At 41.3% G+C, this 17,436-nt stretch carries 22 protein-coding genes; 7 read left to right on the top strand and 15 right to left on the bottom strand.

Annotated features, from left to right (window positions below):
* Positions 1-47 precede the first annotated feature (47 nt).
* Positions 48-671, bottom strand: coding sequence for a DUF2057 domain-containing protein (locus tag EVU92_RS05115; RefSeq protein WP_130050280.1), 624 nt, complete (start codon positions 669-671; stop codon positions 48-50).
* Between the two features lie 105 nt (positions 672-776).
* Here EVU92_RS05115 and EVU92_RS05110 point away from each other — a divergent pair, with 105 nt between their 5' ends.
* The 3 genes from EVU92_RS05110 to EVU92_RS05100 all read left to right on the top strand — a co-directional run bounded on the left by EVU92_RS05110 (position 777) and on the right by EVU92_RS05100 (position 4,304).
* Positions 777-1,148 carry a histidine triad nucleotide-binding protein gene (locus tag EVU92_RS05110; RefSeq protein ID WP_130050279.1) on the top strand — a complete coding sequence of 124 codons (372 nt, stop codon included), beginning with the start codon at positions 777-779 and terminating at the stop codon, positions 1,146-1,148.
* Positions 1,149-1,378: 230 nt separating this feature from the next.
* Positions 1,379-2,035: a response regulator transcription factor gene (locus EVU92_RS05105; RefSeq protein ID WP_063701100.1), complete on the top strand. Its 657-nt coding sequence runs from the start codon at positions 1,379-1,381 to the stop codon at positions 2,033-2,035.
* A 112-nt stretch (positions 2,036-2,147) separates the two neighbouring features.
* Positions 2,148-4,304 (top strand): ATP-binding protein, encoded by a 2,157-nt coding sequence (locus tag EVU92_RS05100; protein WP_130050278.1) that lies wholly within the window; start codon positions 2,148-2,150, stop codon positions 4,302-4,304.
* A 128-nt stretch (positions 4,305-4,432) separates the two neighbouring features.
* On the opposite strand, the gene rpsQ is transcribed toward EVU92_RS05100, so the two are convergent.
* Genes rpsQ through rpsJ form a run of 11 tightly spaced genes read right to left on the bottom strand, consistent with a single transcriptional unit; the run spans position 4,433 to position 9,400 of the window.
* Positions 4,433-4,690: a 30S ribosomal protein S17 gene (rpsQ, locus tag EVU92_RS05095; RefSeq protein WP_054552372.1), complete on the bottom strand. Its 258-nt coding sequence runs from the start codon at positions 4,688-4,690 to the stop codon at positions 4,433-4,435.
* Positions 4,690-4,881 (bottom strand): 50S ribosomal protein L29, encoded by a 192-nt coding sequence (rpmC, locus tag EVU92_RS05090; protein WP_054552371.1) that lies wholly within the window; start codon positions 4,879-4,881, stop codon positions 4,690-4,692. Before rpmC ends, rpsQ begins: the two co-directional genes overlap by 1 nt.
* Positions 4,881-5,294, bottom strand: coding sequence for a 50S ribosomal protein L16 (rplP, locus tag EVU92_RS05085; RefSeq protein ID WP_036974208.1), 414 nt, complete (start codon positions 5,292-5,294; stop codon positions 4,881-4,883). Before rplP ends, rpmC begins: the two co-directional genes overlap by 1 nt.
* A gap of 12 nt (positions 5,295-5,306) precedes the next feature.
* Positions 5,307-6,008 carry a 30S ribosomal protein S3 gene (gene rpsC / locus EVU92_RS05080; RefSeq protein ID WP_054552370.1) on the bottom strand — a complete coding sequence of 234 codons (702 nt, stop codon included), beginning with the start codon at positions 6,006-6,008 and terminating at the stop codon, positions 5,307-5,309.
* An 11-nt stretch (positions 6,009-6,019) separates the two neighbouring features.
* Positions 6,020-6,352: a 50S ribosomal protein L22 gene (gene rplV, locus EVU92_RS05075; protein WP_004588690.1), complete on the bottom strand. Its 333-nt coding sequence runs from the start codon at positions 6,350-6,352 to the stop codon at positions 6,020-6,022.
* A 14-nt stretch (positions 6,353-6,366) separates the two neighbouring features.
* Positions 6,367-6,645: a 30S ribosomal protein S19 gene (gene rpsS, locus EVU92_RS05070; protein ID WP_010376377.1), complete on the bottom strand. Its 279-nt coding sequence runs from the start codon at positions 6,643-6,645 to the stop codon at positions 6,367-6,369.
* Positions 6,646-6,661: 16 nt separating this feature from the next.
* Positions 6,662-7,486, bottom strand: a complete 825-nt coding sequence (rplB, locus tag EVU92_RS05065) for a 50S ribosomal protein L2 (RefSeq protein ID WP_130050277.1) — start codon at positions 7,484-7,486, stop codon at positions 6,662-6,664.
* Positions 7,487-7,503: 17 nt separating this feature from the next.
* Positions 7,504-7,806, bottom strand: a complete 303-nt coding sequence (gene rplW / locus EVU92_RS05060) for a 50S ribosomal protein L23 (protein ID WP_054552368.1) — start codon at positions 7,804-7,806, stop codon at positions 7,504-7,506.
* Entirely contained in the window at positions 7,803-8,408 is a 606-nt protein-coding gene (gene rplD / locus EVU92_RS05055; protein ID WP_062568199.1) for a 50S ribosomal protein L4, read from the bottom strand. Before rplD ends, rplW begins: the two co-directional genes overlap by 4 nt.
* Positions 8,409-8,425: 17 nt before the next feature.
* Entirely contained in the window at positions 8,426-9,061 is a 636-nt protein-coding gene (gene rplC, locus EVU92_RS05050; protein WP_036974218.1) for a 50S ribosomal protein L3, read from the bottom strand.
* Positions 9,062-9,088: 27 nt separating this feature from the next.
* The gene (gene rpsJ, locus EVU92_RS05045) at positions 9,089-9,400 is read right to left on the bottom strand and encodes a 30S ribosomal protein S10 (protein ID WP_002957900.1); all 312 of its coding nucleotides are present in this window, start codon (positions 9,398-9,400) and stop codon (positions 9,089-9,091) included.
* Between the two features lie 431 nt (positions 9,401-9,831).
* Between rpsJ and plsB the strand changes: the two genes are divergently transcribed.
* Positions 9,832-12,282: a glycerol-3-phosphate 1-O-acyltransferase PlsB gene (plsB, locus tag EVU92_RS05040; protein WP_130050276.1), complete on the top strand. Its 2,451-nt coding sequence runs from the start codon at positions 9,832-9,834 to the stop codon at positions 12,280-12,282.
* Here plsB and tesB read toward each other — a convergent pair.
* Positions 12,279-13,136, bottom strand: coding sequence for an acyl-CoA thioesterase II (gene tesB, locus EVU92_RS05035; RefSeq protein WP_130050275.1), 858 nt, complete (start codon positions 13,134-13,136; stop codon positions 12,279-12,281). The genes plsB and tesB overlap by 4 nt on opposite strands.
* A gap of 79 nt (positions 13,137-13,215) precedes the next feature.
* On the opposite strand from tesB, the gene EVU92_RS05030 reads away from it, so the two are divergent.
* Both EVU92_RS05030 and EVU92_RS05025 read left to right on the top strand, forming a co-directional pair.
* Positions 13,216-13,674 carry an EVE domain-containing protein gene (locus EVU92_RS05030; protein ID WP_130050274.1) on the top strand — a complete coding sequence of 153 codons (459 nt, stop codon included), beginning with the start codon at positions 13,216-13,218 and terminating at the stop codon, positions 13,672-13,674.
* A gap of 77 nt (positions 13,675-13,751) precedes the next feature.
* Positions 13,752-14,783, top strand: coding sequence for a cytosolic protein (locus EVU92_RS05025; protein WP_130050273.1), 1,032 nt, complete (start codon positions 13,752-13,754; stop codon positions 14,781-14,783).
* A gap of 29 nt (positions 14,784-14,812) precedes the next feature.
* Here the strand turns inward: EVU92_RS05025 and EVU92_RS21760 are convergent, their stop codons facing one another.
* Together EVU92_RS21760 and EVU92_RS05015 are read right to left on the bottom strand one after the other, a co-directional pair.
* On the bottom strand, positions 14,813-15,025 hold the full coding sequence (locus tag EVU92_RS21760) for a hypothetical protein (RefSeq protein WP_130050272.1): 213 nt from the start codon (positions 15,023-15,025) through the stop codon (positions 14,813-14,815).
* A 163-nt stretch (positions 15,026-15,188) separates the two neighbouring features.
* Entirely contained in the window at positions 15,189-16,253 is a 1,065-nt protein-coding gene (locus EVU92_RS05015) for a potassium channel family protein (RefSeq protein WP_054563927.1), read from the bottom strand.
* A gap of 145 nt (positions 16,254-16,398) precedes the next feature.
* On the opposite strand from EVU92_RS05015, the gene EVU92_RS05010 reads away from it, so the two are divergent.
* The gene (locus EVU92_RS05010; protein ID WP_130050271.1) at positions 16,399-17,352 is read left to right on the top strand and encodes a chemotaxis protein CheV; all 954 of its coding nucleotides are present in this window, start codon (positions 16,399-16,401) and stop codon (positions 17,350-17,352) included.
* The last annotated feature ends 84 nt before the right edge of the window (positions 17,353-17,436 follow it).

The following is a 17,436-nucleotide window of genomic DNA, read 5'->3' as shown; positions in this document are numbered from 1 at the left end:
AAACACAAAAAAGGCGCTGAAAATCAGCGCCTTTTTTAATTCTTTTATTAGTTACTTACTTTTTGTAAGAAGGCACGGCGCTCTTCAGGGCTTGCTTGTTGCCACCAAAATTCAAGCATAGCAGCCGCATTTGGCATATTTTTAAGTCCTGCTTGTCCGCCGGGTACTTTTGCAGGCAATGTAACAGGTTTTGCAGTCGCAGGCTTGTTGCTTGTAGCAGCAACTGGGGCGCTTGCCACAGCTTGTACAGGCGTGCTTGCTACACGATAGCTAACTATAGATAAAGGCACAGCAAGTTCACTACCCTTGGCTTTTAAGCTTACTTGCGGTGCTTCAGCAAATACTTCTGCGGCAACAGCATTATTGGCACGATTGAACACTAAATCATAGTCTTTGCCACTTTCCACCGTGAGCTCAACCCAAAACGGCTCAGACTCAACAACTTGATGGTCATCATATCCTTGTTCGTATAGATCTGTGTATTTCATCTTCACTTGGTATGTACCAGGAGCAAGCTCAACATCGTCAACACGACTGAAAAACGACTGCTCAATAAGGCGCTCTCCAACTTGTAAAGGTACAAACTCTTCTGGAAAGTGAATAGTCTCAGCTACACTGCTAAAACTGTTAAATAGCATTAACGCACTACTCAGTAATACTAACTTACGCATGTTCACTCCTTGGTTGTTCAACTTGCGGCAGTTTCAGTTTGACACTGCAAATAAAGTTTGTCATTAGTGGGTGGTCATTTAACCACATTTATAAGAGAGCTAAGTATGAGCCAAGAGACTATTTTTACAAAGATTATTAACCGAGAGATCCCAGCTGATATTATTTATGAAGATGAGCTATCACTGGCTTTTAAAGATATCAACCCGCAAGCCCCTTTTCATGTACTGATCATCCCAAAAACTCCAATAGCGACAATTAACGATGTTACAGAAGAAAATGCAGCTTTAGTCGGTCACTTATATGTGGTTGCAGCAAAGCTCGCCAAGCAATTTGGCTTTAGTGAAGACGGTTTTCGCGTCGTAATGAACTGTAATGACCATGGTGGACAAACTGTGTACCATATACATCTACACATGCTAGCAGGTAAAGAAATGGGCTGGCCTCCATATCAAGACAAGAAAAAACAACCGATCTAATACTTTGATATGTAAACAATTGTAAAAACTAGCACAAACATATTATTTTCAGCTATAATAATTATATATCAGTTAGTTAACATACTGCACTTTGTTAACTAACTGTAATTTTTGACAGAAAACAGACACAAACTGTACTTTTCCTGCACAACTCTCAGAAATTTCTAATACGAAAGGGGTGGATTGCGTGATAGGATTTAACTGTCAACTTTATTCAAGAGTGTATATATATGAGTAGTTCAGCCTTTTTATTATTAGATCCAGAGCCAATTAACACTATTGGCATAAACGTATTAGAGCCATTGTTAAAAACACAAGGACTTGCAGTGACATCTGGTACTGATATCTCTGAAGTACCAGAAGGAACACGCTTGTTATTTATTGAAACTTCAAGCACTGATCCGTGGGGTAAGTTAAAAGAACAACTAGTTAATCTTCGAATGAAATGCGATATCGTACTGTTTAACTTAGATGAAAACCCTGAACTTGCTAACCGTGCTCTATTAAGTGGTATTCGTGGTGTATTTTACACAACAGATAATGCAGATGTGTTAATGAAAGGCATTCGTTTATTACTTGAAGATCAACTATGGTACCGCCGCGATATCATGTGTAACGCACTAAATCGTATGTTGCAGTTCAATAAAGATGCACTCCACAAATTGACAGATGGTGATATCGAACCGGTTAAACTTACTAAACGTGAAAAAGCAATTATCTCACTAATGAGTAAAGGTTCGAAGAATAAAGAAATTGCTGAAGACTTAAGCATCAGCCCACATACAGTTAAAACTCATTTATATAGTGCATTTAGAAAAACTAAATGTCGTAACCGTATCGAGCTATTGTCTTGGGCACAGCAAAATATTCCAGACGAAATTCGTTAAACCAAACATCCTACTAGTTAAAACAGACGCAGCCGCGTCTGTTTTTGTTTCTGGTTGCTAAACACTGCAATTGACTTTATGCTCAAACTGATTGCAAAACACCGGAAATACAATGCTCGATTCTGTTACTTTATATTACGCCAGTGCAGCCATGATGGCAGTGATGACCCTTCTTAACTATCTTACATGGCGAACCAATAAAAAAACTCCGGGTACTTTACTTTATATTTTCTATCCTTTAGTGATGTTTGCATCAGTAATGAGTTTTGCATTACATGGCCGCATCAATAATATTGCCAGTGTTGGCATTGCAAATACGTTGCTATTTACTGCCTCCATTATTCATGTACTCGCTATTTGCCAGTTTTTAAATGCCAAATGCGTTGGCTTTAAAACCTTTATTGCTATTACCGTCGTACTAGCTATCAGTATAATTTACCTTGCCTCCGACAGCGCAGAATTACGTAGTCGAATTCTGGTTTCAGACCTTCAACATATCGTTGAGGTATTATTTTTACTGGCTTTATTCATTCGTAATGGTCGTAAAAGTTACCCAAATGGCAGTATTGTTTATATTTTAATTCTCAGCATTCTTCTAGCGGTTTTCACAGGCCGTACTGTAATGATGGAAAATATCACTGCAGCTAATCTACTATCTACAAATTGGTTTAGTATCCCTTTGTTGATAAATGGCGTCATCGCGCCGATCTTTTACGCAACAGGTATGGCACTTTTATGTAATGAACGTCGCGAACAAAACTTAAACCAATTAGCCGAAAAAGCGCATAAAGATCTAGAAATACGTGGCTTATTCTTATCAACTATCAGCCATGAGATACGCACACCATTAAATGGAATTTTAGGAAGTGCACAGTTAATAATGAATCAGTCGAGTGACCCACGAGATAAGCCTTACTGTGAGGCGATAATTAACTCAGCTGAATCACTAAACCTATTGGTAGATAAAGTACTCGACTATGCAAGCCTCGACCAACGTGATGAAGCGCTTTACGAAGAAGACGTAGAGTTTAAAACCTGGCTCAATAACCTCTGCCTTTTACTAAGCCCTTTAGCAGAGCAAAAACACTTAAAATTTGAACTTATTTACAACCTACCTGAACAAGCATGTTATTACTGCGACCAACAAAAACTCAGGCAAGTAATTATTAATCTTGTTGGAAATGCGATTAAATTTACCGACCACGGTGCCGTGAAAATCCATGTTAAACTGCTAAATGAAGGTCAATTAGATCACCTTGTGCGTGTTAGTGTAATAGACTCAGGCCCAGGTATTGAAGATGAAGAGATTGCATACCTAACAGAACCTTATGTACAAAGCAGCGCAGGTAAAGAAAAAGGCGGAACGGGCCTTGGCTTAGCGATCACCAGTCGTTTACTCGAAAAATTAGGCAGTAAACTGATTATTGAAAGTGAACTAGATAAAGGCAGTACTTTCAGCTTTGATATTCCTCTTGCTATTGGTGAACTCAGCTTAGTTGAACAACGCCATCAATCAAAAGATTACGTAACCGGTCTTGATGTTTTATTAGTTGAAGATCTCGATTTAAACCAGAAAATTGCCATTGAATTTATGGCCGATGATGAACACAAAATTAAGCTTGCTAAAGATGGTACCAGCGCAATTGAACTGATGCAGAAACATCACTTTGATGTAGTATTATTGGATATGAATTTACCAGATCTAACTGGCCAAGAAGTGCTGAAAAAGCTAAAAAATATTGACCATTTAAACCAACGAACCCCTGTATTAGCGTTTACCGCAAGCCTTAGTCCGGATGAAATTAAAGAGTACTTAGCACTCGGTATTAAAGACATTGTAGGCAAGCCAATAAAGCAGCAAAAACTACGCCAAGCGCTCAGTGATTCACAAACGAATCAAGCAGCAAGTATTGCCGTAGAACTGCGTGATACACTTTATGATGAAACGGCCGCAGCCACTCTTGTAAGTTCATTCAATGAAGATGAGATGTCATCAATTTACAACGAGTTTGTACTCTCAGCTAGAAACAAACTGATCCGCTGCCAGCAGCTCGTCGAAGACGATAAAGATCAGTGTATCAAGCTACTCCACCGCCAAGCTAGCACAGCTTTGCAACTAGGCTTTAACCGCTATGGTTTAGAACTTAAGAAAATTGAGCGTAGGCTACTCGATAACAAACCTTTGAAGGATTCATTAACTGATGCCATGGTACTTTGGCAAGAAAGCCTACAAGCCTATTTAAAGCATGTGAGAAATGAATTGGCATAGCGGTAACAAACTTGAGTTAATGAACTCAAGTTAAAAAGCCACTCTCTCGATCAGCATATTGCTGTATTTTAAAAACAAAAAGCCCCAGCAGATGCCGGGGCTTTTTAGTAAGGAAACTTAATTAAAAATTAAGCTTTCTTTGGACGCTCAACAACGTCTACTAAAGTCCAAGACTTAGTCTTAGAAATAGGAGCGCACTCAGAAATAGTAACTACGTCACCAGTTTGAGCTGTGTTGTTTTCGTCATGTACGTGTAGTTTAGTCGTACGTTTGATGAATTTACCATATACTGGATGCTTCACGTAACGTGCGATAGCAACAGTGAAAGATTTGTCCATCTTGTCGCTGATTACACGGCCTTGAAGAGTACGGATTTTATCGCTCATTATTGACCTGCCTTCTGGTTAATAACTGTTTTTACACGCGCGATATCGCGACGTACTGTTCTTAGCGTGTGTGTCTGAGCTAACTGACCAGTGCTTGCTTGCATGCGCAGGTTGAACTGCTCACGAAGAAGTCCTAGAAGTTCAGCATTTAGCTCTTCTACGCTTTTGTCTTTTAGTTCGCTAGCTTTCATTACATCACCGTCCGAGTTACGAAAGTTGTTGTGAATGGTAATTTACGCGCTGCAAGGTTGAATGCTTCACGAGCAAGCTCTTCAGAAACACCTTCCATTTCGTAAAGTACTTTACCAGGTTGAATTTCAGCAACCCAATATTCAACAGAACCTTTACCTTTACCCATACGAACTTCTAATGGTTTGTTCGTAATTGGCTTATCTGGGAATACACGAATCCAGATTTTACCTTGACGCTTTACGTGACGTGTCATAGCACGACGAGCTGCTTCGATTTGACGAGCAGTCATACGGCCACGGCCAGTAGCTTTCAAACCGAAAGTACCGAAGCTTACTTTGTTACCGTTTTGCGCTAAACCGCGGTTGCGGCCTTTGTGCATTTTACGGAATTTTGTACGTTTTGGCTGTAACATTACTCGCTACCTCTACTTAGCACTTTTTTTGGCTTTCTTTGGCGCGCGTTTAGCTGGCTTCTCTTGCTCTTGTACTAGTGGTAAACCACCAATAACTTCGCCTTTGAAGATCCAAACTTTAACACCAATGATACCATAAGTGGTTAAGGCTTCAGAAGTTGCGTAGTCGATATCAGCACGAAGAGTATGTAGAGGTACACGACCTTCACGATACCATTCTGAACGTGCGATCTCAGCACCGCCAAGACGACCGCTAACTTCAACTTTGATACCCTTTGCACCAATGCGCATTGCATTTTGTACCGAACGCTTCATAGCGCGACGGAACATAACACGACGCTCTAGCTGTGACGCAATACCGTCAGCTACTAGTTGTGCATCAAGTTCAGGCTTACGAACTTCAGCGATATTAATCTGAGCCGGAACACCTGCAATCTTAGTTACTGCTTGACGTAGTTTTTCAACGTCTTCGCCTTTTTTACCGATAACAACACCAGGACGAGCTGTGTGAATTGTTACACGGATAGATTTAGCTGGACGCTCAATAACGATTTTAGACACAGAAGCCGCTTTTAATTCCTTAGTAAGGAATGTACGTACTTTGTGATCGCCAAAAAGCTGATCAGAGAAATCTTTTGAATTCGCGTACCAGGTAGAAACCCAAGGTTTAGAGATACCTAGGCGAATACCAGTAGGATGAACTTTTTGTCCCATTACTTATACTCCTAGCTATCTGAAACCACAACAGTGATGTGGCTTGTACGCTTAAGGATGCGGTCTGCGCGTCCTTTAGCACGTGGCATAATACGCTTCATTGTTGGACCATCGTCCACAAAGATCGTAGTTACACGAAGCTCATCAATGTCAGCACCTTCGTTATGCTCTGCGTTAGCAATAGCAGACTCAAGTACTTTCTTAACTAATACAGCCGCTTTTTTAGGGCTGTACGCCAGGATTTCTAGAGCGCGATCAACCGGAAGTCCGCGGATCTGATCTGCAACTAGACGTGCTTTTTGCGCCGAACCAGAGGCGAATTTATGTTTAGCTAATGCTTGCATTTATCATTCCCCTCTTAACGTTTCTTCGCTTTCTTATCCGCAGCGTGACCGCGGTAAGTGCGAGTTGGTGCAAATTCACCTAGTTTGTGACCGATCATTTCGTCTGTGATGAACACAGGAACGTGCTGACGACCATTATGGACAGCGATGGTCAATCCGATCATGTTAGGTATGATCATTGAACGACGGCTCCAAGTTTTAATTGGCTTCTTGTCACCGCTTTCCAACGCTTTCTCTACCTTCTTCAGCAAGTGTAGGTCAATAAAAGGACCTTTCTTGAGAGAACGTGGCATGGCTATTCCTCAACTATTATTTAGTACGACGACGTACGATAAATTTATCAGTACGCTTGTTCTTACGTGTCTTAGCACCTTTAGTCGGTTTACCCCATGGAGACACAGGATGACGACCACCAGATGTACGACCTTCACCACCACCGTGCGGGTGATCTACCGGGTTCATGGCAACACCACGAACTGTCGGACGGATACCACGCCAGCGATTTGCACCAGCTTTACCTAGTGAACGCAGCATATGCTCAGCATTACCTACTTCACCAAGTGTTGCGCGACAGTCAGATAGAACTTTACGAACTTCGCCAGAACGAAGACGTAGAGTTACGTATTGACCTTCACGAGCAAGGATTTGAACGTATGCACCAGCAGAACGTGCGATTTGCGCACCTTTACCTGGTTTTAATTCTACGTTGTGAACAGTCGAACCTACAGGCATGTTACGCATTGGTAACGTGTTACCAGCTTTGATTGGTGCATCAATACCAGATTGGATTGAATCACCAGCTTTTAAGCCTTTAGGTGCAATAATGTAACGACGCTCACCGTCTGCATATAATACAAGAGCGATGTTTGCGCTACGGTTTGGATCATACTCTAGACGCTCAACAACAGCTGGAATGCCATCTTTAGTGCGTTTAAAGTCGATTACACGGTAATGATGCTTATGACCACCACCGATGTGACGAACCGTGATACGACCTTTGTTATTACGACCACCAGACTTAGAGTTTTTCTCTAGTAGTGGTGCGTAAGGTTTACCCTTATGTAGATCTGGGTTAACCACTTTAACCAGGTGACGACGACCCGCAGAAGTTGGTTTACACTTTTGAAGTGCCATAATTCTAACTCCCCTTATTACTCGGCGCCGCCGACAAAGTCTAGCTCGCTACCTTCTTTAAGAGTAACGTAAGCTTTCTTCCAGTCTGAACGACGACCGAAACGCATGCCAGTACGTTTTGTTTTACCCTTAACGTTTAGTGTGCGAACACCAGTTACTTCTACTTCAAAAAGCTTTTCTGCTGCAGCTTTGATTTCAGCTTTAGTTGCATCAGAAGCTACTTTGAAAACAATCGTGTTGTTTTCTTCAGCAGCGATAGTGCTTTTTTCAGAGATGTGTGGAGCAAGGATCACTTTTAAAAGACGTTCTTCACGGATCATGCTAGCGCCTCCTCAAGTTGCTTAACAGCAGCAGCTGTAATAAGTACCTTATCGAAAGCGATTAGGCTTACAGGATCGATACCAGCTACATCACGCGTGTCAACCTTGTATAGGTTACGTGCCGATAAGAAAAGATTCTCATCTACTTCTTCAGTCACGATTAGAACATCTTTAAGCTCAAGTTCTTTAAGCTTAGCAACTAGTTCTTTAGTTTTTGGTGCTTCAAGACCAAACTGTTCAACAACGATTAAACGCTCTTGACGAACTAATTCAGATAAGATGCTTTTGATCGCACCGCGGTACATTTTACGGTTTACTTTTTGGCTGTGATCTTGTGGTTTAGCTGCGAAGCTAACGCCACCTGAACGCCAAATTGGGCTACGAATTGTACCAGCACGTGCACGGCCAGTACCTTTTTGAGACCATGGTTTTTTACCACCACCGCTTACTTCAGAACGTGTCTTCTGAGCACGAGTACCTTGACGAGCACCTGCTGCGTAAGCAACAACTACTTGGTGTACTAATGCTTCGTTAAACTCACGTCCAAAAGTAGCTTCAGAAACTTCAAGAGCGCCAGAAGCGTCTTTAATTGCTAATTCCATCACTAAATCTCCAGGACTTATGCTTTAACAGCTGGTTTAACGATAACGTCACCGCCGATAGCGCCAGGTACTGCACCTTTAACTAAAAGCAAGTTACGCTCAGCGTCAACGCGAACTAGTTCTAAGTTTTGAGTCGTTACACGCTCAGCACCCATGTGACCGGCCATTTTCTTACCTTTAAACACCTTACCAGGTGATTGGTTTTGACCGATTGAACCAGGAGCACGGTGAGATAGAGAGTTACCGTGAGTAGCGTCTTGCATGCTGAAGTTCCAGCGCTTAACACCACCTTGGAAACCTTTACCTTTAGAAGTACCGGTTACGTCAACTTTGTTGATTTCGTTGAATAATTCAACAGTAAGCTCAGCGCCTACTTCAAAATCGCCTTCACCACCATTTAGGCGGAATTCCCACAGACCGCGACCCGCTTCAACACCAGCTTTAGCGAAGTGACCCGCTGCTGCTTTGTTTACACGGCTTGCTTTTTTAGTGCCTGCGGTTACTTGAAGCGCGTTATAACCGTCAGTTGCTTCAGATTTGATCTGAGCAATACGGTTAGGAGTCGCTTCGATAACTGTCACAGGGATAGATACACCATCTTCAGTGAAGATACGTGTCATACCCACTTTACGACCGACTAGACCTAATGCCATTTTCCTAAAACCTCTCTAATCTTCCGATTAACCCAGGCTGATTTGAACATCAACACCAGCAGCAAGATCTAAACGCATAAGAGCGTCAACAGTCTTGTCAGTTGGTTCTACGATGTCGATCAGACGTTTATGGGTGCGGATTTCGTACTGATCACGCGCGTCTTTGTTAACGTGCGGTGAAGTTAGTACAGTAAAACGTTCAAAGCGTGTAGGTAGTGGGATTGGACCACGTACTTGTGCGCCAGTGCGTTTCGCAGTTTCCACGATTTCCGCCGTTGATTGGTCAATCAAACGGTGGTCAAAAGCTTTTAGGCGAATACGAATGCGTTGATTTGACATTCTTAAACCTCAATATAAAGAGCATTTAAAAAGAGCATAAAAAAACGACCGAAACACACTTATTAATTAAGATGTCGGCTGTTCTCTTATATCTACGTTGAATTCCAAATCGGAATTCCTGTTTATTAGCTTGAAATCCAAGCTTAATTTTTCCTTCCAAGTTCCCGAGGGAATTTTGAAAGCCTGCGTATTATAGATAGATTGGTGATAAATGCAACAACTATTTTGAAAATCCCAAAGGTCTAAATTAAATTTTGTTTATTTTTCGAACTTTATCAATAACATTAGCGTCTTTAAATTATACTTGGTTCGGTAAAGGAGCTAGAAAATCGCTTTTAAATGGTCAGTCCAGTTAATAATTGTTATTCTATGCTGCTTATTTTTGACCACACTCGGTCTATTTAATATCTACTAATAACTTTGGTGAGTTGATGCGTATCATTAATCGTTGTTTAAATTTCATTTCTGCCGGTATGAACCGCTTGTTTGTAAAAAGTAAGGTGCTACCAGAAAACCCGATTGAACAATACAATCTAAACCCAGCCAACCCGACCTTCTATATTGTTAGGCTTAATGCGCGTTCTGATTTAGCCGCACTCGCACGGGTATGTAAGAAATACGATTTACCAGACCCAACCGAAGAACAGTTATTAGGTAATGCTGAACTTGATCGCTTTATTGGTATTCAAAACCCGCCACCGCTAATTGGTAACAAAAGCAAACCAAGCAATGCCCTGCAACAAGGCAAACAGATTATTGACCATCTGATGCAATCAGGTGAGAAAAACGTTCAAGTGATCCCAGTGACGATTTTATGGGGCAGAAACCCAGGAAAAGAAAAGCCAGGTTTGGGAACTTTGGTATCTCACTCATTAACACCTAGCTGGTTTCGTAAGTTCTTTGTGCTGCTATTCTCTGGGCGCGATAATTTTATTCGTTTTAGTCAGCCGCTCGACTTATCTTTATTAGTAAATGAAAAAGCCGATGTTGATGAGCTTCCGCATAAATTATTACGTGTAGCCCGTGTACACTTTCGCCGTCAAAAACTAGCAGCGACAGGCCCGAAGATGCCATCGCGTGAGCAGCTTTTTAATTCGCTACTTGCATCACCAACAATTAAAAAAGCAATTCAAATAGAAGCGAAAGAAAAGAACATTAGCCAAGAGCAAGCTCGCCAAAATGCCCTTAAATTACTTGATGAGATTGCCGCCAATTACAGCGATGCAACTATTCGTGTTGCAGACCGTATTTTAACTTGGCTTTGGAATAAACTTTATAACGGTATTGATATTAAGTTTTCTGAACAAGTGCATGAGCTTACAGATAAAGGTCACGAGATTATTTATATGCCATGTCACCGCTCGCATATGGATTACTTATTGCTGACCTACTCTATTTACCATTTGGGCTTGGTTCCGCCGCATATCGCCGCAGGTATCAACTTAAACTTCTTCCCAGCAGGTGGTATTTTCCGTCGTAGTGGTGCTTTCTTTATTCGCCGCTCATTCGCGGGCAATAAATTGTATTCATCTGTATTTAAAGAGTACCTGAGCCAGTTATTTATCAAAGGCTATTCAGTAAAGTTTTACACTGAGGGTGGCCGTAGCCGCACTGGTCGCTTGTTACCCCCAAAAACAGGCATGCTCGCCATGACGTTGCAAGCCATGCTACGTGGCATTGATCGCCCTATTTCGATTGTTCCTGTATACATTGGTTATGAGCACGTAATGGAAATTAATACCTACTTAAAAGAGCTTGCTGGTAACGATAAGAAAGGTGAGTCGGTATTAGGTATCTTTAAAGCGATAAAAAACCTAAAAAACTATGGCCGTGGTTACCTAAACTTTGGCGACCCTATTTCGATTAATCAATACCTAAATGATCAACAACCTGATTGGCGTGAATCTATTCACCCAACTGATGTTCAGAAACCACAATGGCTTGGACCGCAGGTCGCCGAACTTGCTGATAAGGTAATGGTTAATATTAATAGTGCTGCTGCACTAAATGCAGTGAATCTACTTGCCATGATTTTATTAGTTAATGATAAACATGCATTGAGTAGACCTAAGCTGATTGCTCAACTTGAGTTTTATCTTCATTTACAACGTAGCGCAAGTTACAGTGAAAAGGTGACCACACCAGACGAAAGCGCAGAACAGCTACTAGAGCATGCACTCAAACTTAATAAGTTTGATGTTATCAGTGATGAATTTGGCGAAATTATCGCTATCAACGATAAAGAAAAAACACTGTTTAACTACTATCGAAATAACGTATTGCACTTATTTGCAGTTCCAAGCTTATTGGCGCTGCATTTATTCAAGGCACACAAAACGACCTTAGCAGAGTGCCAAGCCTTAATTGCGCGTTTTTACCCGCTGTTTGCCAAAGAGTGGTTCCTACATGAGTTAGATGAAAACTACATTACTCGGGTTCTAGCAAGCTTCGTTGATCAAGATCTCATTGAAATTGATGGCGATAACATCAAGATCACCAACAGCAACGACTGTTTAGCAAAACTCGAAATGCTAGGTCGTGCCTTAAACCTTACGCTACAGCGTTACGCTATCGTGGTTGGCTTTATTCAAACTAGCAGTGGTATTGAGCGTGAAGAACTTGAACACGAAAGCCAAGTGTTAGCAGAGCGCTTAGGCACCTTGCATGGCATTAAAACCCCAGAGTTCTTTGATAAAAAAGTGCTTATTGGTTTTATTTCAAGCTTACGTGAGCAAAAGCTAATTACCGAAACAGAGCAAGGCTTAACGGGCAGCAATGAGCTGTGTGAAGTGTATTTATATCTTAAAGCATTGCTGCCAGCACGGGTCTGGCAGTCAATTGATGATATAGTGCAAAGCCAAGCTCAGCATTCAGAAAATTAACGCTGGCGCATGACCCCTTCTTGGATCGTTGAGGCAACCAAATTGCCTTGACGGTCAAAGAACTGACCTCGTACCAAACCACGACCAGAACTCGCACTTGGGCTATCAACTGAATATAAAATCCAATCATCAAGTCTAAAAGGACGGTGGAACCACATTGCATGGTCAATCGTCGCAACCTGCATATTCGGCTGCATAAACGATACACCGTGTGGCTGTAATGCGGTTGGTAAAAATTCAAAATCAGACGCGTACGCAAGTAAGTAATTATGAATACGCTGGTCATCAGGCATCTCACCATTTGCTTTAAACCAAATATGCTTAACTGGCTCCATAACTTGTGGTTTGAACGGGTTATGGAAAGTCACAGGACGCATTTCAATCGGTACTTCACGGATGAACTTATTACGAATTGGTTCAGGAATAAGCTCTGCATTTGCTTGGTAAAATTCAAGAGATGATTTTAATTCTTCAGGCTGAGGTACATCAGGCATCTGCGCTTGATGTGATAAGCCCTCTTCTTCACCTTGAAATGAGGCGGTCATGTAAAAAATCGGCTTACCGTATTGAATTGCTTTTACACGGCGAGTACTAAAGCTTTTACCATCACGAATATTCTCGACATCATAGACAATCGGCTTTGCAGCATCACCTGGGCGCAAAAAGTAAGAGTGTAAAGAGTGAACAATACGTCCTTGTGGTAATGTTTCTTTTGCTGCAGATAGGGCTTGCCCCATTACTTGACCACCGAATACAGCTCTAAATCCTAAATCTTGGCTTTGCCCGCGATACAAGCCTTGCTCAATCTCTTCTAACGACATTAATGACAGTAGGTCATCTAATACTTGGCTCATTTATTTATCCTCAATCCCGACAAGCGTTTAATGATACTATAGACTAATTGGAAGTAAATCTTTGTAAGAGCACCTCATTATGGCTTATTGGCTTTTTAAAACCGAACCCGATGCATTTTCAATTGATGATCTAAAGAACGCACCTGAGCAAACCTCTATGTGGGATGGCGTGCGTAATTATCAAGCCCGCAACTTTCTTCGCGATGGTATCAAGCAAGGTGACTTGGTGATGATTTATCATTCAAGTTGCAAACAGGTGGGTGTTGCAGGTATCGCGACGGTAACTCGCGAAGCCTATGCCGACCCAACACAGTTTGATTTAAATAGCGATTACTACGATGCCAAAGCAACCGCTGATAACCCGCGCTGGTTTGTGGTCGATGTGAAATATCAATCACACCTTAAAAAGCTAGTTAGCCTGCAAGCAATTAAAGCCAATGAGTCAATTACCGAAATAGCCCTTAAAAAAGGCGGACGACTGTCAGTAATGCCGGTAACCGAACATGATTGGCAACAGATCATAGCAATGAGCTATTAAAGTAGCGACCATTTTTAATGAGCTGCTATTTTTGCTATAATTTCGCCCCTTTATTTTAGAGGTACTAAGGGGGATGTATGAAATTACTGTATTGGTTAGAGGAATGGACCAGTCTCCCCCGCGATGAGCAACAAAGCCTTATGCCTATGACTGGCGGTGACTTGCTCGGCGATGTTTATGTAAAATACCATATCATTGATGCCAATAAGCCCCTGCTAATTACCTTCTCTCCTGCTGGAACAAATTATCAAGAACATGATATCACTGATGATTTTTCGCCTTGGGCTTATAAGCTCGCGAAAAAGCAAGATGTGAATATTATCGCCTTTCAACATTTAGGCATTAGTAACTGGTTTAGACACCGTAATCTGTTGTTTTTCATTGAGCAGCTAGCACCACTGATTAGTGGGTTTAAAGAGCGGTTAGGTTATGGCTTGAGTCGAGGAGGCTTTGCCGTTGGTGCATTTGCCAATCTATTAAAGCTTGATAAAGTTTTACTCTTTCACCCTGTTAGCACAAAAAACAAAGAAAAAGCGCCATGGGATGATCGTTCAAGTACCGACATCGCGCAAAAATTTGATTGGAACGGTGACTACCACGATTTAGATTTAGGCCATGCAAAGGGTTATATTATTTACGACCCAACGAATCGCATCGACCGAGCTCATGCTAAACGTTACCCACAACTAACCCACTTACGCGTGTTTGGTATGGGCCATAGTGTTCATGCAACATATTTAAATAAGTTTGGCTTTTATAAAGATGTTGCTGTTGATTTTATTAGCCACCAGCAAGTTGATATAGCCCAATTCCGCCAGCAAACCAAAACGCTGCGCTTTAAAGAAGATTATTATCGTCGTCTAAATAAGGCAAACAAGAGTTCGCCACATCGTTTAGCCTTACTAAGCACCGCGCATACAATTTTAGCTGAAGAAAAAGCCGAGCACATGCAAGAGCAAAAAGATGCGATTGATGTGCAACCGCTGATTGATGTTGCAATCAAACATCAAGATGAGCACCCAAACGATGCAATTAAGGTATTAGAAGTGGCTCAGCAACTCTCACCCGATGATCCTGTGATAGATCATAAACTAAAACAGTTGAAGTGATACAGCAGCTTGAAACCTTAAGGCGTAAGTTAACCCTTGGGTTTTACTTTGCGGTGTTTTTTGACCCGTCCGTGTTTGGGGATAATTGTTAAGTACATCACTAAAGCTAACCACGAAAAGAAGATGATACCTATTAACCAAGCATTCTTTTCGTGGCCCTGAGTGCGTTTACTATTGAGCACAATGACCACAGGTAAGATGTAGGCACTCAATACAATAATTAAAAACGCAACTTCACTCATAAATACCAATTCGCTTAATTAAGTGGTCCATTTTGAGGCAATAAAACCTTGTTGATAGCAAGGCAAAAATTTTGTTATTTAGTTGTTCTAAATGAGGAATTTTTAACGCAGTTAGCAACAGGTTTAATCCCTCAAAATGATTAAGTATTATTGCGGATTGGTACTATACCAACGCTGACCAATCAACTTCGTCGCTCAAAACACGCTCCGCAGCAATATAATGCAAAATATCTCCCTCACTTACTACATAATCAAGTGGCGGGTTTAAGTCCATATTTTTTGCACTCAAGTTATGTGCGACACCCAGTAGTATAGCATCGTGACTATATTTAAAGTGATGAAACAGCTTGCCAAATTCCATTGCTTGCACGCCTTTTGGAATTGGTAAACTAAATTGAGTATCCCCGTGTAGTGTCGATAACAACTCTTCTTGCACGCGGCTTGAACCTGGGTCTTGCATTGAACGCACTAATATCTCTGCTGATTTAGCACTACTACATTCTACATTGTGGCAATGCTCATGTAGCATTTCGATTTTAGTTTCATCAGTAAAGTGCGCACTGATGTGGCACTGTTCATTGACCAACTTGCTAATACGCAGGGCTGTTGTAAAGGTTTGGTCATCATCTTGGCCATCAATTATAATTTTGTCGGCGCGATCAATGGCGATTCTTTTCAACTCATCTAAGTCAGTAAAGCTACTTAGCCGAGCAAAATCAACCATCGGATTTGCTAAAAATGGATGTTCCATTTGCTCTGTGACCGCCAATAGAATACGACGATCTAAACGTTTATGATCGGCCAAAATATAGTCAACCATCTTCTTAGTCCGTGTATCGTGCCAACCAAAGATAATTATGTGATTGTTTATATGTGCGAAGCTTTTATCACCCGTCATAGCGCGCCTAATTAAATAAGTTACTGTTTGCCCTGTTTTTCCTAACAGAACGCCAAATAATGCTAAACCAAAAGGTATTTGTAGTAATGCGACAATCCAACGGCCAAGCTCTGTGCTAGCGCTAAAGTCGCCATAGCCAACTGTTGATGTTGTTACTACATAATAATAAAAATAAGTACTGAGTGGTGTGAGCGCTTGCTCTCCTGCAAGCATAAGTAGCCACCAAATAAGTAGCATATGCAAAAGCGTAGTAAATACCACAGCCTGCCAACTTACTTGATCTATATGACTGCGAATAAGTACCACTAAACGATTAAATATATGATGCATAATCCTTGCGATTTATAGTGGAGGAAATTATCGATACGGTACTGTAATGCTTGCTCTTTGGCAACTGATGGAAAATTCCTAATGCATGTCGATGAAAAATAATAGTAGACTATACTATCTCTGTATTAGGTATTTAGGGTGAAATATGTCAGGTGTTCTTGCTTCTGTTGATAAGCGTACGCAACTGGTCGGTGAAAACCGCTTAGAGCTTTTGCTATTTTACCTACACAGCCGCCACTTATTCGCACTCAATGTGTTCAAAGTGAAAGAAGTGGTCAAGTTACCGCAAATTAGTAAAATTCCCCATGCGCATCCTAAAGTGTCTGGGGTCGTAAATATTCGCGGCGAATCCATTCCAGTGATTGATTTACGCAAAGCGATAAACATGCCAGAAGCTAAACACATCGAAGATACAAACCTCGTTATCACTGAGTACAATCGCACCGTGCAAGGCTTTTTAATTGGTAAAGTTGATCAAATTGTCAATATGACATGGTCAGATATCATGCCGCCGCCAACTGCTATTGGTAAAAATCACTACCTAACTGCCTTAACGAAATTGAAACGTGATGACCAAGAGCAGTTGGTTGAAATTATTGATGTAGAAAAAGTGCTCGCCGAAATCGTTGAATACGAAGTCCAAATATCTGAAGATATTCTTGATAAAAGCATCGTGAACGAATTTGCAGGCCGCAAAATTCTTCATGCCGATGATTCACCTACAGCACGTAAGCAAGTAAGCGATACATTATCGCAACTTGGTATCGAAATCATACCTGCTCGTAACGGACTTGAAGCTCTTGAGATGTTAAAAGGCTGGGCTGATCAAGGCAAAGATGTTGAGAAAGAATTACTTATGGTGATCACCGATGCTGAAATGCCAGCAATGGATGGCTATCGTTTAACACACGAAATTCGTAACGACAGCCGAATGAAGAACTTACATATCGTTCTTAATACATCCCTAAGCGGAAGCTTTAACCAAGCTTTAGTTGAGAAGGTTGGCTGTAATGCCTTTTTATCCAAGTTCCAGCCAATACTATTAGTAGAAGAAGTTCAAGCTCGCTTAAAAGCCGTGCTAGAGCAAGACTCACAGTAATCGCTATAGCATCTGTTTTTAAACGCATCAGCTAAAGCAACGGCGTCGCAATTTGCCAATTATCGTTATTCATGATTTATTGGC

The sequence above is a fragment of the Pseudoalteromonas sp. MEBiC 03485 genome, from assembly GCF_004195145.1.
Lineage (GTDB): Bacteria > Pseudomonadota > Gammaproteobacteria > Enterobacterales > Alteromonadaceae > Pseudoalteromonas > Pseudoalteromonas apostichopi.
The sequence above is the reverse complement of the archived record's forward strand: the minus strand, read 5'-3'. Positions and strand labels throughout refer to the sequence as shown.

Coding starts and splice junctions, on each gene's coding strand:
- EVU92_RS05115 (WP_130050280.1), bottom strand. CDS start 671: ATGCGTAAGTTAGTATTACTGAGTAGTGCGTTAATGCTATTTAACAGT.
- EVU92_RS05110 (WP_130050279.1), top strand. CDS start 777: ATGAGCCAAGAGACTATTTTTACAAAGATTATTAACCGAGAGATCCCA.
- EVU92_RS05105 (WP_063701100.1), top strand. CDS start 1,379: ATGAGTAGTTCAGCCTTTTTATTATTAGATCCAGAGCCAATTAACACT.
- EVU92_RS05100 (WP_130050278.1), top strand. CDS start 2,148: ATGCTCGATTCTGTTACTTTATATTACGCCAGTGCAGCCATGATGGCA.
- rpsQ (WP_054552372.1), bottom strand. CDS start 4,690: ATGAGCGATAAAATCCGTACTCTTCAAGGCCGTGTAATCAGCGACAAG.
- rpmC (WP_054552371.1), bottom strand. CDS start 4,881: ATGAAAGCTAGCGAACTAAAAGACAAAAGCGTAGAAGAGCTAAATGCT.
- rplP (WP_036974208.1), bottom strand. CDS start 5,294: ATGTTACAGCCAAAACGTACAAAATTCCGTAAAATGCACAAAGGCCGC.
- rpsC (WP_054552370.1), bottom strand. CDS start 6,008: ATGGGACAAAAAGTTCATCCTACTGGTATTCGCCTAGGTATCTCTAAA.
- rplV (WP_004588690.1), bottom strand. CDS start 6,352: ATGCAAGCATTAGCTAAACATAAATTCGCCTCTGGTTCGGCGCAAAAA.
- rpsS (WP_010376377.1), bottom strand. CDS start 6,645: ATGCCACGTTCTCTCAAGAAAGGTCCTTTTATTGACCTACACTTGCTG.
- rplB (WP_130050277.1), bottom strand. CDS start 7,486: ATGGCACTTCAAAAGTGTAAACCAACTTCTGCGGGTCGTCGTCACCTG.
- rplW (WP_054552368.1), bottom strand. CDS start 7,806: ATGATCCGTGAAGAACGTCTTTTAAAAGTGATCCTTGCTCCACACATC.
- rplD (WP_062568199.1), bottom strand. CDS start 8,408: ATGGAATTAGCAATTAAAGACGCTTCTGGCGCTCTTGAAGTTTCTGAA.
- rplC (WP_036974218.1), bottom strand. CDS start 9,061: ATGGCATTAGGTCTAGTCGGTCGTAAAGTGGGTATGACACGTATCTTC.
- rpsJ (WP_002957900.1), bottom strand. CDS start 9,400: ATGTCAAATCAACGCATTCGTATTCGCCTAAAAGCTTTTGACCACCGT.
- plsB (WP_130050276.1), top strand. CDS start 9,832: ATGCGTATCATTAATCGTTGTTTAAATTTCATTTCTGCCGGTATGAAC.
- tesB (WP_130050275.1), bottom strand. CDS start 13,136: ATGAGCCAAGTATTAGATGACCTACTGTCATTAATGTCGTTAGAAGAG.
- EVU92_RS05030 (WP_130050274.1), top strand. CDS start 13,216: ATGGCTTATTGGCTTTTTAAAACCGAACCCGATGCATTTTCAATTGAT.
- EVU92_RS05025 (WP_130050273.1), top strand. CDS start 13,752: ATGAAATTACTGTATTGGTTAGAGGAATGGACCAGTCTCCCCCGCGAT.
- EVU92_RS21760 (WP_130050272.1), bottom strand. CDS start 15,025: ATGAGTGAAGTTGCGTTTTTAATTATTGTATTGAGTGCCTACATCTTA.
- EVU92_RS05015 (WP_054563927.1), bottom strand. CDS start 16,253: ATGCATCATATATTTAATCGTTTAGTGGTACTTATTCGCAGTCATATA.
- EVU92_RS05010 (WP_130050271.1), top strand. CDS start 16,399: ATGTCAGGTGTTCTTGCTTCTGTTGATAAGCGTACGCAACTGGTCGGT.